The 16437-nt window shown below is 61.9% G+C and carries 13 protein-coding genes; 8 read left to right on the forward strand and 5 right to left on the reverse strand.

The features are described from left to right. Positions 1-44: 44 nt before the first annotated feature. Positions 45-1667: a hypothetical protein gene (locus tag HOC_RS20895; RefSeq protein WP_051624395.1), complete on the forward strand. Its 1623-nt coding sequence runs from the start codon at positions 45-47 to the stop codon at positions 1665-1667. Here the strand turns inward: HOC_RS20895 and HOC_RS00955 are convergent. Further along, positions 1662-2462 (reverse strand): mechanosensitive ion channel family protein, encoded by an 801-nt coding sequence (locus HOC_RS00955; RefSeq protein ID WP_241766830.1) that lies wholly within the window; start codon positions 2460-2462, stop codon positions 1662-1664. The two genes, HOC_RS20895 and HOC_RS00955, sit on opposite strands and share 6 nt — an antisense overlap. 220 nt (positions 2463-2682) lie before the next feature. Here HOC_RS00955 and murB point away from each other — a divergent pair, with 220 nt between their 5' ends. Beyond that, positions 2683-3663, forward strand: a complete 981-nt coding sequence (gene murB / locus HOC_RS00960; protein WP_241766831.1) for a UDP-N-acetylmuramate dehydrogenase — start codon at positions 2683-2685, stop codon at positions 3661-3663. On the opposite strand, the gene HOC_RS00965 is transcribed toward murB, so the two are convergent. Together HOC_RS00965 and HOC_RS00970 are read right to left on the reverse strand one after the other, a co-directional pair. Beyond that, complete coding sequence (locus tag HOC_RS00965; protein ID WP_035534837.1) at positions 3660-4109, reverse strand: hypothetical protein; 450 nt, start codon at positions 4107-4109, stop codon at positions 3660-3662. The two genes, murB and HOC_RS00965, sit on opposite strands and share 4 nt — an antisense overlap. Next, entirely contained in the window at positions 4106-5716 is a 1611-nt protein-coding gene (locus HOC_RS00970; RefSeq protein ID WP_035534839.1) for a TonB-dependent receptor plug domain-containing protein, read from the reverse strand. The genes HOC_RS00965 and HOC_RS00970 overlap by 4 nt, the downstream gene beginning before the upstream one ends. Before the next feature lie 243 nt (positions 5717-5959). On the opposite strand from HOC_RS00970, the gene HOC_RS00975 reads away from it, so the two are divergent. From HOC_RS00975 to HOC_RS01000, 6 genes are all read left to right on the forward strand, one after another. After that, a complete protein-coding gene (locus HOC_RS00975; RefSeq protein ID WP_035534842.1) occupies positions 5960-6868 on the forward strand; it encodes a D-alanine--D-alanine ligase in 909 nt (302 codons plus the stop codon). Continuing rightward, positions 6856-7725, forward strand: a complete 870-nt coding sequence (locus HOC_RS20900) for a cell division protein FtsQ/DivIB (protein ID WP_051624397.1) — start codon at positions 6856-6858, stop codon at positions 7723-7725. Before HOC_RS00975 ends, HOC_RS20900 begins: the two co-directional genes overlap by 13 nt. Next, on the forward strand, positions 7725-9017 hold the full coding sequence (gene ftsA, locus HOC_RS00985) for a cell division protein FtsA (RefSeq protein WP_035534848.1): 1293 nt from the start codon (positions 7725-7727) through the stop codon (positions 9015-9017). The genes HOC_RS20900 and ftsA overlap by 1 nt, the downstream gene beginning before the upstream one ends. Positions 9018-9106: 89 nt before the next feature. Beyond that, the gene (gene ftsZ / locus HOC_RS00990) at positions 9107-10540 is read left to right on the forward strand and encodes a cell division protein FtsZ (RefSeq protein WP_035534851.1); all 1434 of its coding nucleotides are present in this window, start codon (positions 9107-9109) and stop codon (positions 10538-10540) included. Between the two features lie 187 nt (positions 10541-10727). Continuing rightward, entirely contained in the window at positions 10728-11633 is a 906-nt protein-coding gene (lpxC, locus tag HOC_RS00995; RefSeq protein ID WP_035535186.1) for a UDP-3-O-acyl-N-acetylglucosamine deacetylase, read from the forward strand. Between the two features lie 127 nt (positions 11634-11760). Continuing rightward, positions 11761-12594 carry an outer membrane protein assembly factor BamD gene (locus HOC_RS01000; RefSeq protein WP_035534854.1) on the forward strand — a complete coding sequence of 278 codons (834 nt, stop codon included), beginning with the start codon at positions 11761-11763 and terminating at the stop codon, positions 12592-12594. Between the two features lie 3 nt (positions 12595-12597). Here the strand turns inward: HOC_RS01000 and ligA are convergent, their stop codons facing one another. Then, positions 12598-14703 carry an NAD-dependent DNA ligase LigA gene (ligA, locus tag HOC_RS01005; RefSeq protein WP_035534857.1) on the reverse strand — a complete coding sequence of 702 codons (2106 nt, stop codon included), beginning with the start codon at positions 14701-14703 and terminating at the stop codon, positions 12598-12600. Continuing rightward, positions 14700-16400 (reverse strand): DNA repair protein RecN, encoded by a 1701-nt coding sequence (gene recN / locus HOC_RS01010; protein ID WP_035534860.1) that lies wholly within the window; start codon positions 16398-16400, stop codon positions 14700-14702. The genes ligA and recN overlap by 4 nt, the downstream gene beginning before the upstream one ends. Positions 16401-16437: the final 37 nt, after the last annotated feature.

Here is a 16437-nt window from a genome sequence, read left to right on the forward strand (position 1 = left end):
CCAAGCCGCCCGATCGGGCCTTCTGGAATCCCGAGTTCAAAACCATGTTCTTTCTTCTTGCCCAGATTTTCCCTCTCCTGCTCCTGGCCGCCGTGCTGGGCGCCGTCCTTGCCTATTGGTGGCTGAAGAACCGGCAAATGGACGTTACCGAGTCCTATGAGCTGATTACTGAGCGTCTCGCGGCGATCGAGGCTCGCCCCGAACCTGCGGCCCGTGAAGACTATGAAGCCGGGATGGCGCTGATCTCGTCGGCAGTCCGCTCGCTGCGCATGCCGGACATGGAACCGGTCAACCAGCGTCTGGCGGCGCTCGAAGCGTCCGTCTCCGGCTTTACCGTGCCGGAAACAGATCTGGCACCGCTGCATGGCAAGTTTGACGGCGTGGATGCAAACCTCTCCGGCATCGCCTCACGCCTCACAGACATCGAGGGCCGCATGACCGCGCAAGACCCGCGCCTTGCCGCTCTGGACGAGCGCCTGTCAGGGCTGGGAACACGGTTTGCCGATGTCGACCCGCGTTTCACCAAACTCGAGGACCGCCTGACTGCGCTTGATGCGGCTGTTGCCTCCATCGCCAGCGCCGTCAGCGAGCTGCGCAATACCGATCTTCAGCCGGTCGAAGCCCGCTTCGGAAAGATCGAGGAAACGCTGTCCGCGTTCAAGATTCCCGAGGTCGATCTCGGCCCGCTGCACAGCGGATTGGCCCGTCTCGACCTGACAATTGCCGGCCTTGACCGCCCTGCGACCGACCTTGGCCCGGTCCAGACTCGCCTCTCGGAGTTTGAGACCCGCCTGAAGCAGCTCGGCGAACGGCTCGAAGCGGCCCAGAAGCGCGACATGGACAAACTGTCTGCGGACATCACGGCCGTCGCCTCGGGCGTATCCGGTATCGAAATGCCGGACATGGGCGCTGTCTACCAGCGCCTCGTCAGCGTTGAACATGCGATAGCGACCTTCACCATCCCAGAACCAAACCTCGCGCCGATGTACGAACGCCTTGCCGCGCTGGAAGAAACCGTGGGTGCCATCCGGTCAGCCATGCCGGGAACGCCGGACTTCGCCCCGGTTGAACGCCGCATCGCCAGCCTGCAGGAAGCCTTTCTCACGCAGACGCCGACAGACTTCACGCCTGTGCTGGACGCCGTTCAGGCCATTGAGGGAAATCTCGACCTTGAGGCGATGGAGAACCGGCTCAACGCTATCGAATATGGTCTCGCAGCCATCCACCATACACTCCGGGCGCGACCTGAACCGGCCGCGCCGAAAACAGAGCGCGCATCGAGAACACGGACAGCGCCTGCTGCGGTCTCGCCCTCACCTGCCGTTTCCGCCACGCCCGTCGCGCCCCCTCCCCCGCCGCCACGCGAACTCGACCCGATCAACGAGGCACGGCGTGAAGATGACGAGGCCAACCTGCTCGTTGAGGCCGCCTTCGGTGACGCCGATGACCTTGAGCGCATCAACGGCGTTGGTCCCATGTTGTGCGAACTCCTCCACGAAGTCGGTGTGTTCTATTTCTGGCAGGTGGCCGAATGGAGCCCGCAGGACATCGAATGGGTCGACGGAAAGCTGCAGCACTTCAAAGGCCGCATCACACGCGATAGATGGGTGGAACAAGCCCGCGACCTGGCTATGCTGCCGGATTCGGCGCGCCGCCCTGGCTCATAGGTCGTTGCGCGGGTCCCAAGCCTGAGGCGAGTTGCGCGCGCTGGCGAGGGCGCGGATGGTCAGGGTTGCATTGTCCTTGGTCTCAGACACTTGCAGGTTCACCACATCGCCGTCCCAGAGTGGTGTGGACTTGCAGATCTCTGTCAGCTTCTCGCGCATTTCCTTCACGGGCGCGCGGTAGTCGACATACCAGAAGACGCTGCCGATGATTGATGCCGATTGCCGCGTCCAGTTCTGGAACGGCTTCTCAATAAAATAGGACACGGGCACAACCAGGCGGCGCCAGTCCCATATCTTTACGACGACATAGAAAAGTCCGATCTCCTCAATCCAGCCCCACTCGCCTTCGACCACGACGGCATCCTTGATGCGGATAGGCTGTGTAAACGCGATTTGCAGCCCTGCGATCAGATTGCCTAGCACCGGCCGCGCCGCGAGACCGATCGCCAGACCGGCAATGCCTGCAGAGGCAAACAGGCTAACACCGAACTGTCTGACGCCCGGGATAACTGTCAGGGCAGCAGCGACGGAGACAATGGCACCTATGACCACCCAAACGCGCCGCGTGACGTCCAGCCGGGTCGCCAGCTTGCGCGCTGTCAGGTCATCCGGCTGGTCCATTTTCAGCATGGAAAGGCGGCGCTTTATCAGCGCATCCACCGTCGTGGTTATCGCCCAGCCAATGGCGCCGACGATGAAGACGCTGGAGAGCACGGACAGCGTGCTGACGATGACAGGCGGAAGAGCAATGTCTTCTGGCAGGAAATGCGGGCCCGCGCCGCATGCGACTGCCAACAGCGCAAACACGACCGGCGGCCGGAAGCGTTTAATCCAGCGGGTCTTATGCTTGAAAGTCTCTTGTGGTGCGATCTGGCTAGCCTTCTCTGTCTTCGATCTACGGTTACGGTCCCAATCGGGTTCCAACAGGTCAACAAGGTCAGGGCAATTAAGGCGCCACGACGGGGTTTCAGCGCAGTAGCGCCCAAGCCTTGGGCACAGCAAAGCCACCGCCCGCTTGACAGGCGGCCAAGTTCCGGCGACGCCAGAGCCCGTGAAGACCGCTGTTTCCCTCCCCCCCGTTCGTGGCAAACTTATCGCGCAGGCGATCCTTGCCCCCTATACATGGTTCCGCGTTGGCGGACCGGCCGACTGGCTGTTCCTGCCGGCCGACGCCGATGACCTTGCTGAATTTCTGAAGCAGCTGGACCCCGCCATTCCCGTCACGGTTCTGGGTGTTGGCTCCAACGTGATCGTGCGCGATGGCGGCATCGAAGGCGTGGTCGTGCGCCTGATGGGCAAGGCCTGGGGCAACGTCGAGGCCGAGGACGGTATCTCACTTTCAGCTGGCGCTGGGGCGCTGGACCTGTCTGTCGCGAAGGCCGCCGCAGAAAACGGCATCAAGGGACTGGAATTCCTGTCAGGCATTCCGGGATCGCTGGGCGGCGCCACGCGCACCAATGCGGGCTGCTATGGCAAGGAATTGCGCGATGCGCTTGTCAGCCTGCAAGGTATCCGGCGTGACGGCAGCCGTATTGTCTATCGCGGCCCAGGGCGGCCCGGCGCGCTGCCGGAAGCCCACTTTTCCTATCGTCACACCGACTTGCCGGACGACCTGATCGTTACGCGCCTGCTGCTCGAAGGCAATGACACCGGCGCTCCGGCGGACATTCTGGCAGATATTGAAGCTCTGCAGAAACGCCGCTCAGAGACCCAGCCGATACGCGAAAAAACATCCGGGTCGACTTTCGCCAATCCAGATCCGCCCGGTACGCCGAACCAGCGATCTGCCTGGAAACTGATCGACGCTGCCGGATGTCGCGGGCTTCGCGTCGGCGGCGCGCAGGTCTCCGAGCTGCACTGCAACTTCCTGATCAATACGGGCGACGCGACAGCTGCCGATCTGGAAACGCTTGGCGAGACCGTTCGCACCCGCGTGCTGGATCACAGCGGTGTCCAGCTGCGCTGGGAAGTGCGCCGCATCGGGCGGCCTGCCTAGAATGTACCTTTCAGCTTGAAGGAGACGATCGGTCCGAAGTCGCGCGAGCGCGCTTCACGGGTAAGCAGAGCGCCAAGCCGATTGGGCGCATAGGTCTCGCGCCAGTACCAGTCATGCTGGTTCAGAATATTGCCAAGCGTCAGGGTGCCTGTCATGCCGAGCAGGTCCTTGTTCTCGACATAGACATAGGAAAAGGCTGGCTGATTGCCCTGATGGGTCACTTCGTCGAGGCGATACACCTTATTCTCGTTATAGGATTCGAGGAATATCCCGACAGCCCAATCCGTCTCGGGAATATCCCGCCTCAGTTCGGCATTTAGAGAGTAGATGGTGTCACCGTTGATTGGCCGGTCCACGCCGGTCAGTGGGTCGGCGACACGGGAGTCACGCCATTCGCCATGAAAGGTCAGCTGCGTTCCGGTGAGTCCCAGCTTGGCAAATTTCACCGTCGCGTCGAGGTCGGCACCGACCCGCCATGCAGAATCGAGATTACCGGCCCGTCGCCTGCGCCAATCGGCACACGGTCGACAATGTCTTCGATGTCCGAGCCGAACACGGTCAGCGTCGCCGCCCCCCAATCCCGGAAATCCTTCTCGGCCGAGAGGCTAACCTTCCAGGATTGCTCCGGAACAATCTCCGAATTGCCTTGGCTGCCATTCCCCTGGTTCAGGTTCACCGAGGATATGAAATCGAAGAAATCGAGCTGACCAACTTCGCGGTCAATCCGCGTAACCAGCTTCAGGGACGGGTCGACTTGCCAGGACAGGCTGGCAAAGCCCTTGGGCCGGGTAAATGTACGAACGTTCTCGGCGTCCCCTGTCTGGGACAGTTCAGACATTTCAGCGCCTAAGGAAACCTGAAGACTGACACTTTTTGACAGGGCACGGCCATGTGTCACAGTCAGCTCACCGCGCTGTTCCTCGACGCGCGAGTTTGCATTGGGCAGGAATATCTCGGCCAGCGGCGCCCCGCCTTCCGATGCGAACAATTGGGATTGGGCCTCAAGGAAGTTGAATGCCCCCTCCAGCGAGACCTGCCAGTCACGGCCGGGCGCCGGCACCCATGCATATTCTCCTCGCAGGATATATTCGCCTTCATAGACTGTCTGGTTGAAGAGGGAGTCGAATGCATTGGCGCCATCGAGATTGCCCCCCCGCACCCGATCTGTCGTCGGACTTTCCTCGCGGCGCGCCAGCGTAATCGTCTTCAGGCGCCCCGGTCCGAGGTCGAAGGCATAGTCGGCGCTCAGCTCCGCTGTCTTCTCGTCTTCAGACCCCTGGAACAGGCGTCGCCCTTCAAGGCCGCCGACGGGAAACAGCTTCGATATCTCCTTGTCGTCCGGTTCGTAGGTGCCAATCTTTGCGCTGAGGTTCGCGATGTTGCCACCCACCGGCTTCCAGGCGAGCGATCCGGCGAGAGAGGCATATTCGGCCGCATGGGTATAATCTTCCTTGCGGGTTTCTATTAGAGCGCCCGTTGCGTCGGTTATGCGTTCGGGCCCGGCGTCCGCACCGCGCTCAGGCGCGCTTTCTGCTTCCGCCGTCCAGCTGACCGCGCCCTTTCCGCCAGACAGGCTTAGCGCCATGTCATTATAAGTGGGCGGCAGGTTTTCCCGCACCCGGCCCTTCCAGTGCCATGTGCCGGAAACGCCGCCCGTCTCCCGTGTGATCACATTGACCACCTGGCCTGACAGGCCGGGAATGCCCAGCGCCGTTCCGTCGAGCAATTCAACGCGCGCCACGTTGGCGATCGCGATCCGGCCGAGCGCGGATTCCGCTCCGTTCGACTTGCCGGAAACGCGCTGTCCGTTGATCAGGACGTTTCCGGTCGCCTGCCCGAAGCCGCGAGACCCGTCATCATCATCGTCGATTGAGAAACCCGGAATTCGCTCGACCATTTCAAGGGCGGTGCGCGGCGCGAACTGGGCAAAATTCTCTGGTGTGTAGACCGTCGGCGTCTCACCCGTGTTCGCTTCAACCGCCTCGGCTGCGATTGCATTGGGCGCTGCCAGTGCAAGGAAGACGCTTGCGCAAATCGGAACCGGGTGTTTCATGTGAGCGTGTTTCCTGGCATAATTTGTCTTGGGGACGCATGCGGCGCTAGGGATCAGGTCGTATCGTAATTCGATAACACATGACTACATATGTAGTCATGTGTTGGCAATCCCCTCTTGGTGACTTTTTCGTAACTTGAGCCGGAGCATGATCCGGTTTCGCCTGACTCATGCCGCTTTCGTGCGGCATAGGCGGTGGCAAGCGGCAGAAAACCCGCACTCAACTTGCAAGAAGGACAGGCCATGAAGCGCGTAGCAGTCATTTACGGGGGCTGGTCTTCCGAACGCGAAGTCTCGCTATCATCAGGCAAACAGATGGCAGAGGCTGCGCGCGGTGCAGGATATGATGTCGTCGAGATTGATGCCGGGCGCGATCTGGCTGCACAACTTAGCGAAGCGAAACCCGATGTCGTGCTGAACGGCCTGCATGGCCCCTGGGGCGAGGATGGTTGCGTACAGGGCCTGCTCGAAGTGATGGGCCTGCCCTATTCTCATTCCGGCGTGCTCGCTTCGGCCCTGGCCATGGACAAGCTGAAATCCAAGGCCGTTTACCGGGATGCCGGCCTGCCAATCGCCGCTGACAAGCGCGTTACCCGCGCGGAAGCCGCCGCAAGCCACCCGCTAAAGCCCCCGTATGTCGTCAAACCGGTCGCGGAAGGGTCCAGCTTTGGTGTGCTGATCGTGCGCGAAGGGGCCAATAGCCCGCCGCAGGAATTGCTCGGCTCCGGCTGGCACTATGGCGACAATCTGATGGCCGAAGAATTCATCCCCGGCCGCGAACTGACAGTCGGCGTTTTGGGCGACCGGGCCCTCGCTGTTACCGAGATCACGACCTTAAGGGACTATTACGATTTTGATGCGAAATATCAGGCTGGAGGATCGCAGCATGTGATCCCGGCAAACCTGCCTGCTCACGTGACCGAAGCCGCGATGGACGCAGCTCTCAGGGCACATCAGGCGCTCGGCTGCCGGGGCGCGACGCGATCCGATTTTCGCTATGACGACAAGAGAGACCGCCTCGTGATCCTGGAAACAAATACACAGCCCGGCATGACGCCCACCTCGCTTGTCCCCGAACAGGCCGCTTTCGTAGGCATGTCCTTCGAAGCGCTTGTCGCATGGATGATCGAGGATGCTTCATGCCAAAGGTAAACCGGAACCAGTCTGTCCCCTCCCGTTCGCGCCGCCGCCCCGCCACCATCGTAGATGAGTCGACGGGCGAAGAGATCCGCGTCTCGTCCATCCTGTTCGGGCTGGTCATGCTGATCGCCATCATTGTGGCAACGGCTGCCTGGATGGGCGGATCGCTGTCGCAGATCGAAACGCGTTTTGGCGGCTTCATGGATGACACGGCCCGTATGGCGGGCGTGTCGGTCAATGATGTCTCCGTGCTCGGTCTTGAGCAGAACCCGGCACTGGCCGACGATGTGCGCGCCGCCGCCATGATCGAACCCGGCGAGAACATGTTCCGCGCCGACCCGAAACTGATCCGCCACCGCGTCGAGGGCACCCGCAAGGTGCTCAACGTGCGTGTCCACCGCCTGTGGCCCGGCCAAATCGTGATCATCGCAGATGCGGCAGAGCCGGTTGCCCTCTGGCACGATGGCAAGGAATGGACTGTTGTCGACGGCCTCGGCCGCATCCTGCCGGACGCCAATGCCGATGACCACAAGACCCTCGTGCGCCTGGCCGGCCGCGGCGCGCCGCTTGCCGCGCCTGCGCTCGTCAAAGCCCTTAAGGAGGCGCCAGACGTCGCCGCCCGGCTCGCCATCGCCACGCGCGTTGCTGATCGCCGCTGGGATGTGCGCCTCGTGAATGGCGCCACGGTTCGCCTGCCGGAAGACACCGGCATGGAAAGCGCCCTCGCCCGCCTGACAAAATTGCAAACGCGCACTGCCCTGTTGCAGCGCCCGGTCACCATGATCGACCTGCGCAACAAGGGCCGCGTCTACCTGTCACCCGCGCTTGAAGGCGGCGCAATCAAAGTTGCAGAGGCAGCCCGTTCCTGATGGCAAATGTACAGTCCAGACGCACCGCCATGAATGGCTCCCGCAGTGGCACAGTGGCTGCGCTGGACATTGGCTGCTCCAAGATCACCTGCCTGATCGGCCGCAATGATGGCAGCGGCCCGCGCCGTTTCCAGATTCTCGGCGGCGGCCGCCAGCAATCGCGCGGCTTCAATGGCGGGGCCATCACCGACATGGAAGGCCTTGAGCGCTCCATTCGCCTCGCCGTGGAAGATGCCGAGCGTGAAGCCGGCGAGCAGATCAGCGAAGTCATCCTCGGCATTACCGGCCCGAAACTCGCCTGCACACTGGTAACGGCCGCTATCGAGATTGGCGGACGTTCGATCACGCACAAGGAAATTAAGCGCCTGCAAGCGCTGGCCCTTTCCAAAGCGCCCTCCAAGGGCGTCGATGTTCTGGCCGCATGGCCTGTCGCCTATCGCGTCGATCAGCAGGAAGGTGTGCGCCAGCCCGCGGGCATGTATGCCGAACAGCTCGGTATTCTGCTGTCTGTTGTCACGGCCCCTCGCCCCATCATCAAGAACCTCGTCGAATGCGTCGGCCGCGCCCATCTCGGCGTCTCGGCCCTCGTGCCCTCTTCCATCGCGAGCGGCGCCGGCACGCTGATTGATGACGAGATTGAGAACGGCGCCATCTGCATCGACATGGGCGCAGGTGTTACGGCCGTATCGGTCTATCTCAACGGCTCGCCAGCATGGCTTGGCCTGGTGCCCACAGGCGGGACACATGTCACCAGCGACATCGCGCAGGGTATCGGCACGACATTTGCGGCCGCCGAGCGGCTCAAGTCCGTCTACGGCACAGCCAATCTGGAAGGCCCCGGCCTTGCTGAACGCATCGAAGCCCCACGCCTTGGTGATGATGGCCGCCTGCAGGGCATGCGCATGGAAAAAGGCGCCATTGCCGAAATCATCGCGCCACGTATCGAAGAGACATTCGAGCTCGTACAGAAAACGCTGGATGCCAGTGGTGTGCGCTCGGTCCTTCCCCGCCGCATCGTTCTGACCGGTGGCGCGAGCCAGCTATCGGGCGTGCGCGACGTGGCTTCCCGTATCCTCAACGCACCTGTTCGGCTCGGCCGCCCGACAATTGCCGAATTTCTTGGCGAAACACTGGGAACGCCTGCTTTTTCCACAGCCTCGGGTCTGCTACTGTATTCGGAGTTGGGATTCGTGGACGCAGCTGGGGCAGGCGTCGCAGTGAAGGATTATGGGACCGAAACAGGCAGCGGAGCAGTGAACAAGGCATTCCATTGGCTCAGAGAAAATTTCTGACACCATTTGCCCTCACTTAACTGTCTTTTAGCCGTGAGGGGCCAAGGTGCTCTTCATACCGGTTCCGGAATGTTGATTGAGGTACGCGAATGACACATGAACTCACGCCCAGGATTCTCGTCTTCGGTGTTGGCGGCGCAGGCGGAAACGCTGTCGACAACATGATCGAGGCCAACCTGCAAGGCGTCGAATTCATCGTCGCCAACACAGACTCTCAGGCGCTCAACCGCTCCAAGACAGAGCAGCGCATCCAGCTTGGCCCTGAAACGACGTCGGGCCTTGGCGCAGGTGCGCGGCCTGAAATCGGCGCGAAAGCGGCCGAAGAGTCGATCGCCGAGATAAAGGAATACCTGACAGACGCCCATATGGTGTTCATCGCTGCCGGCATGGGCGGCGGCACGGGCACGGGCGCAGCCCCTGTCATCGCCCGCACGGCGCAGGAAATGGGCATCCTCACGGTTGCCGTCGTCACCAAGCCATTCGGCTTTGAAGGCGCCCGCCGTATGGCTCTTGCAGATCAGGGCCTGATCGACATTCGCAAGCATGTCGACACGATGATCGTGGTGCCAAACCAGAACCTCTTCCGCATCGCCAATGACCGCACGACCTTTGCCGAAGCCTTCCGCATGGCCGACGACGTGCTCTATTCCGGCGTTCGCGGCATCACGGACCTGATGGTCATGCCCGGCCTCATCAACCTCGACTTTGCCGATGTCGGCTCGATCATGCGCGGCATGGGCACAGCCATGATGGGCATGGGCGAAGCTGAAGGCGAAGGCCGCGCCCTTGAGGCCGCCCGTTCCGCCATCGACAACCCGCTGCTCGACGAAGTCAGCCTCAAAGGCGCCAAGGGTGTTCTGATCAACATCACCGGCGGCTATGACATGACGCTGTTCGAACTGGACGAAGCGGCCAACGAGATCCGTCGCGAGATCGACCCGAACGCCAATATCATTCTCGGCTCGGCCTTTGACCCGGAACTCGAAGGCAAGATCCGCGTGTCAGTGGTTGCCGCTGGTATTGAATCCGCCGACGAAATCAAAGCTGAACCGCAGCCTGTTCGTGAAACTGTTCGCCAGCCAATCGCCGCGCCGATTGCAGAAGAAGTCGAAGCCAAGTCTGAAAGCGCCGCAGAGGGTGAAGAGCGTCCCGTGGTGATCACTGGCCATACGTCGCCGATGCGTTCGGAAGAGAGCGACCCACGGTCCGACTTCAAGGGCCAGCCCCTGCCAGCGGACCATTATGAGGGCGCCGAGGGCGAGGATGAAGTGACCGCAGACGCCGTTTTCGGATCGCGCAAGGAAGCCCCTGCCCCGGACAAGGCACGTCCTGAACAGGGTGCGTCAGGCTTCTCCCACCTGTTCGGCTGGCGCCGCAATCCGCAGGGCGAGAATGACGACGCGCCTGAAGCGCACGTTCCAGCCCAGATCATCTCTTCGCCGGACGACCACCCTGAAGCTGCACCGTTCGATGATGCAGACCTCGAAATCCCGGCCTTCCTGCGCCGCTCGGCGAACCACTGATCCGGCCATAAAATACAGGGTCTGGCCAGCCAGATTGTTTCAAAATAAATACAACAAATACAGGGCCGTGATGCAGATCACGGCCCTTTTTGTAACACGCCGAAACAAGGCGTGTTTTGTACTTGTGGCCCAGCCCCTCCAGATTGCAGGCTGAAGTGACGAGTCGATAAGGTTAAGTAGCATGCAGATGCAGCAGACAATTGAACGCCCGGCGGTTTGTGCCGGGATCGGCGTTCACAGCGGCGAAAAGGCCCGGCTTGTCCTGAAGCCTGCTCCTGTTGGCACCGGCGTCGTGTTTCGCCGGACAGACCTTGATGCCAGCGACATCACCATCCACGCTCATGCTGACGCCGTGTCTGACACGCGCCTTGGCACGACGATGACAAATGAGGCGGGAGTCTCCGTTGCAGTGGTTGAACACCTCATGGCCGCGCTCGCTGGTATGGGTATCGACAATTTGATCATCGATATTGATGGGCCCGAAGTGCCGATCATGGACGGCTCATCGGCTGTTTTCTGCGAGTTGCTGCTTCAGGCCGGCCTGAAGAAACAGTCTGCCCCGCGTCGCCGCATCCGCATTCTTGAGACTGTCGAGATTATCGATGGCCCGAAACGCGCAACGCTGTCACCCTCCGATGATTCCGTGCTGACGCTTCGCGCCCGTATCGAATACGACGATTCCGTCATCGGCATTCAGCAGATGGCGCTGCGTCTGGCGCCGGGCATGTTCGCTCGCGACCTTGCCTTCGCCCGCACTTACGGTTTCGCGCGTGACGTGGAAATGCTGCGCGCCAATGGCTTGGCCCGCGGCGGTTCGCTCGATAATGCGGTCGTCCTTGAAGACGGCGCCGTGATGAATCCTGAAGGCTTGCGCGCCGAAGATGAATTCGTGCGCCACAAGATGCTGGATGCCGTCGGCGACCTGATGCTGGCCGGCGCCCCGATTGCTGGCAGCTATGACGCTGTCCAGCCCGGTCACGCGCTCAATAATGCGCTTGTGCGCAAGCTTTTGGCCACGCCGTCCGCCTGGTGCTGGGAAACGGACGCCGATATCGAGGCAGAAATGCCCGTGCGCGCCCGCGTTTCGGTATAAGGTAGCCCCGTCTGCCGAAGCTTCATTGCGACCACTTAACACGCCGCATGACAATGATCCTTGGAAATCCGGTACAGATCAGGCTAATCAAGCTGAAGACATTCACAGCTGAAAGTTCCCGACCGGCATGTCCCTTCTGAAACTCCGCCCAAGCCTTCTGATCCTGGCCACTGTAGTCGCCATTTCAGGCTGCCAGTCCGGTAGCAAGCGCAAGCAGGAACTCGCCTATGTCGAGCGTCCGGTTGAACAGCTATACAACGCCGCTGCCGTCCAGCTGGACAAGCGCAATTATCCTCGCGCCATTCTGCTGTTCAATGAAGTCGAGCGCCAGCACCCCTATTCTGAGTGGGCGCGCAAATCCATGGTCATGACGGCCTATGCCAACTACCAGGCGCGCGACTATGACGAGGCCATATCGTCGGCCCAGTCCTATCTCAGTCTGCACCCGGGCGGGTCTGAGGCAGATTACGCCTATTACCTCATCGCCTGTTCCTATTTCGACCAGATCGTCGATATCGGCCGCGACCAGCGCACGACCGAACTGGCATTGGCCGCCCTTCAGGACGTGACACGCCGGTATCCTGACAGTTCCTATGCGCGCGATGCCAGCATCAAGATCGACATGGTCAACGACCAGCTCGCGGGCAAGGAAATGGAGATTGGCCGCTGGTACCTGCGCTCGAACCAGACCCTTGCTGCAGTGAACCGGTTCAAGACCGTGGTGACGACCTATGACACCACGTCCCACACGCCCGAGGCCCTTCACCGCCTTGTAGAATCCTACCTGACACTGGGCCTGCGCGATCAGGCACTCGCAGCGGGCGCCACGCTCGGTTACAACTATCCGACCAGCGTCTGGTACAAGATGAGCTACAGCCTGCTGACCAAGGAAGGCCTTGATCCTGAGGCCGTCGCGCCGAAACGCACCCTGATACAGAAAATCCTTCCGGGCGGAAAATAGGCCTTACTCCCCTTCGATCAGGGCCAGCCATTCGTCTTCCGTGAGCGTTTTGACGCCCAGGGCTTCGGCCTTGGTGAGCTTTGAGCCTGCGCCGGGGCCCGCGACGAGAATATCTGTCTTCGCCGACACCGATCCGGAGACTTTTGCGCCGAGCGAGCTTGCGCGCGCCTTGGCTTCGTCCCGCGTCATGCGTTCCAGCGTGCCGGTAAAGACGACCGTCTTGCCGGCCACGGGGCTGTCGCTGGCCGCTGCCGTCTCATCCTCGACTGTAACTTCGGACAGGAGGGCAGCCAACATTTCAGCATTGTGAGGCTCATTGACGAAGGCACTGAGGGCGCCAACGGCTGCGCCGCCAATGCCATCTATGCCCATTATCTCTGCTGTCGCCTCGCCGTCCGGTCCCTGTTCCGCCGCTGCCACGACAAGGGTCCAGAACGTGTTCCAGGACAGGAAGTGACGGGCGAACTGGTTGGCCGTTGTCTGGCCAACATGGCGTATTCCCAGACCGTTCAGGAACCGTGCAAAGGGCACCTTGCGGCGGGCATCGATGGCCGTGAGGAGCTTTTTGGCGGATTGGGCCCCGAACCCGTCCCATGCAGATAGTGGCGGCAGGCCTAGTTCAGAGATGCGTTGCTCAATGCGGAATATATCCTGCGGGGCACGTACGACACCCTTCTCGTAGAAGAGCTGCACCTGTTTCGCGCCTAAGCCATCAATATCAAGCGACTTGCGCGATACGAAATGCTTCAGCCGTTCGACGGCCTGCGCCGGGCAAACCAGGCCGCCTGTGCACCTGCGACGCACATCTGCCTCGCCCTTCTCGTCCACATCCCGGACCGCTGCGGACCCGCAGACGGGGCATTCATGGGGCATTTCGAAGGGCTTCCCGGACCCTTCCCGGACCACTCGCAGGACTTGCGGGATGACATCCCCGGCGCGCTGGATCTCGACCGTGTCACCGACCTTGACGCCAAGGCGCGCGATCTCGTCTTCATTATGGAGGGTGGCATTCGACACAACGACCCCGCCAACGGTGACGGGCGTCAGACGCGCGACCGGGGTGAGCGAGCCCGTACGCCCGACCTGGATATCAATGCCTTCGAGGAGGGTCGTCGCCTTCTCGGCGGGGAACTTGTGCGCGATGGCCCAGCGGGGCGCGCGGCTGACAAAGCCGAGCCGTTGTTGCCAGTCGAGCCGGTCGACCTTGTAGACAACGCCATCAATGTCATAGCCGAGGCTGGCGCGCTGGCGTTCGAAATCCCGATAGGCTGCGATCAGGCCTTCGACGCTCTCCGCACGCGTCATGAGCGTGTTCACGTCGAAGCCCCATTTTGCAAAGAGCGCGATGGCATCGGTCTGGGTTTCGGCAAAAGGCGCGCTGGCGGCGGCCCAGGCGTAGGCGAAGAATTTCAGAGGGCGGGATTTGGTGATCTCGATGTCGAGTTGGCGCAGGCTACCGGCAGCCGCATTGCGCGGATTTGCGAAGACCTTACGGCCGGCCTCGGCCTCACGGGCATTGAGCGCGGCAAAATCGGCATGAGACATGTAGACCTCACCGCGGATCTCGACGCTGTCCGGCCACCCCTTCCCGGCAAGGGCCTCGGGCACATCGTCCAGCGTTCGGGCATTGGTGGTGACATCCTCACCCACCTGTCCGTCGCCGCGTGTGGCGGCGCGCACGAGCTGGCCTTTCTCATAGGTCAGGCTGAGGGAGAGACCGTCGATCTTGGGCTCGGCGGTGATGGCGACCGGTTCGTCTTCGGAAAGCCCGAGGAAGCGCCGGATACGGCCAACGAATTCAGCCACGTCCTCGTCGGAAAAAGCATTGTCGAGCGAGAGCATGGGCGCGCCATGAGCCGCTTTGTTGAAGCCATCGCTGACAGCGGCGCCAACCTTGTCTGTCGGGCTATTGGCACGTTTCAGTTCGGGAAAGCGTGCCTCGATGGCCAGATTGCGCTGGCGCAGTACGTCATATTCCGCATCGGTCAGGCTTGGCGCATCGTTCTGGTAATAGGCTTCGTCGGCTTCGCGGATCGCGTCGGCCAGACGTGCCAGCTCTTCTTCAGCTTGCTGAGGCGTCAGCGCTTCGACGGGGACGGGTTGGCTCATACATCCTCCAGCAACCTCCCTGCGGCAGCGCGGGCCTCTTCGGTGACCTCGGCGCCAGAGAGCATTCGGGCAATTTCTTCCTGCCTAGCGCTGTCATCTAGCCCGCGAACGCGTGTGCCACCAGAGCCCGAAGCATTCTCATGGTCTTTTTCAACAAGCCACTGCGCTGCGGCGGAAGCGGCAACTTGCGGACTGTGTGTCACGGCAAAGACCTGCCGCGCGCCAGCCAGCCGCACGAGGCGCTCACCGATGGCGGCAGCGACAGACCCGCCAACGCCCTGGTCGACTTCATCGAAGATCAGGGTCTGGGCCGAGCCTGCCTCGGCCAGCGCGCATTTAAGCGCCAGCGAGAAACGGGCAAGTTCTCCGCCCGAGGCAATCTTGCGCAGGGGGCCGAACCCGGCGCCGGGATTGGTCTCGGCCTCGAACTCCACGCGGTCAGCGCCAAAAGCGCCGCCCTCTCCTTCCGGCAGGGCCTCAACACAGATGCCAATGGTGGCCCGGCCAAGCTTCAGCGGGGCCAGCTCTTTCGCGATGGCCTTTTCAAGCTGGCCGGCGGCCGCCTTGCGGGCAACGGTCAGCTTCTCTGCCACCTGATGGTAGCGCGCCTGCGTTGCCGTCTCTGCCTTGCGCGCGGCAATCAGGGCATCTTCGCCAGCCTCAGCCAGGTCGAGCTGGCCACGCAACTTCGCGAGCAGGTCTGGCAGGGCCTCAGGCTCTGTCATATGCTTGCGGGCAAGTGCGCGCAGCGCAAAGAGGCGTGACTCGGCGCTTTCGAGCGCAGAGGTGTCATGAGAGATCAGCCGTTCAAGACCGAACACGGCCGCACCCGCTTCACGCGTTTCAATGATCGCCCGCTCAATCGCCTCTGCGGCTGCTCGCGCCGCGACAGGGAGCGTCTCATCAGAGCCTTCAAAGCCGGGCAAGCGGCAGATGCGCTCGACGGCCCGCGCAGCGCGCGAGAGCGCTGTCTCCATATCTGCGCCATCCATGGCGGTTTCAGCCTCGCTGACGGCCTCGGTGACCCGCTCGGACTGCATCAGGCGCATGCGACGGGTGGTCAGCTCTTCAGCCTCGCCCGAAACCGGCGCGAGGCGTTCAAGTTCCTCAACCGCCTGCCCCAGCCATTCACGCGCAGCAATGGCATCGGCCTGCTCGGCTTCGAGCCGCGCGCGCGTTTCGCGCGCCTCATGCAGGGCGTCAAAAGCCTTAGAACAGGCCGACAGGAGCGTTTCATTGCCCGCAAACTGGTCCAAAAGGCGGCGATGCATGGAGGGCCGCATCAGGGCTGAGGCCGCATGTTGCCCGTGGATCTCGACCAGCATTTCGCCGATCTCGGCCAGGAGCGCCGCGCTGACCGCCTGATCGTTCACGAAGGCCCGCGCCGGGCCGCTGGTGCGGATAACGCGCTTCAGCGTCAGGGCTTCGTCCATCGAGGCCTCAATGCCCTGCTCCTGCAGCAGGGCCCAGACAGGGTGGCGCGACGGCGGGCCAAACTCGACCGCAACGCTCGCCTGCTGTGTGCCATTCCGGATAAAGGACCGGTCAGCGGGCGCGCCCATGGCGAGCGACAAGGCATCAAGAATGATCGACTTGCCGGCCCCTGTTTCGCCCGTAAGCGCAGTGAAGCCAGCGCCCGGCTCAATATCCAGGCGGTCAATCAGAACGAAATCGCGGATCGAAATGGACAGGATCATGCCTGTTCCAATACCATTGGAACAAAGCAAGAACAAT

The sequence above is a fragment of the Hyphomonas oceanitis SCH89 genome (assembly GCF_000685295.1).
GTDB classification, from domain to species: Bacteria; Pseudomonadota; Alphaproteobacteria; order Caulobacterales; family Hyphomonadaceae; genus Hyphomonas; species Hyphomonas oceanitis.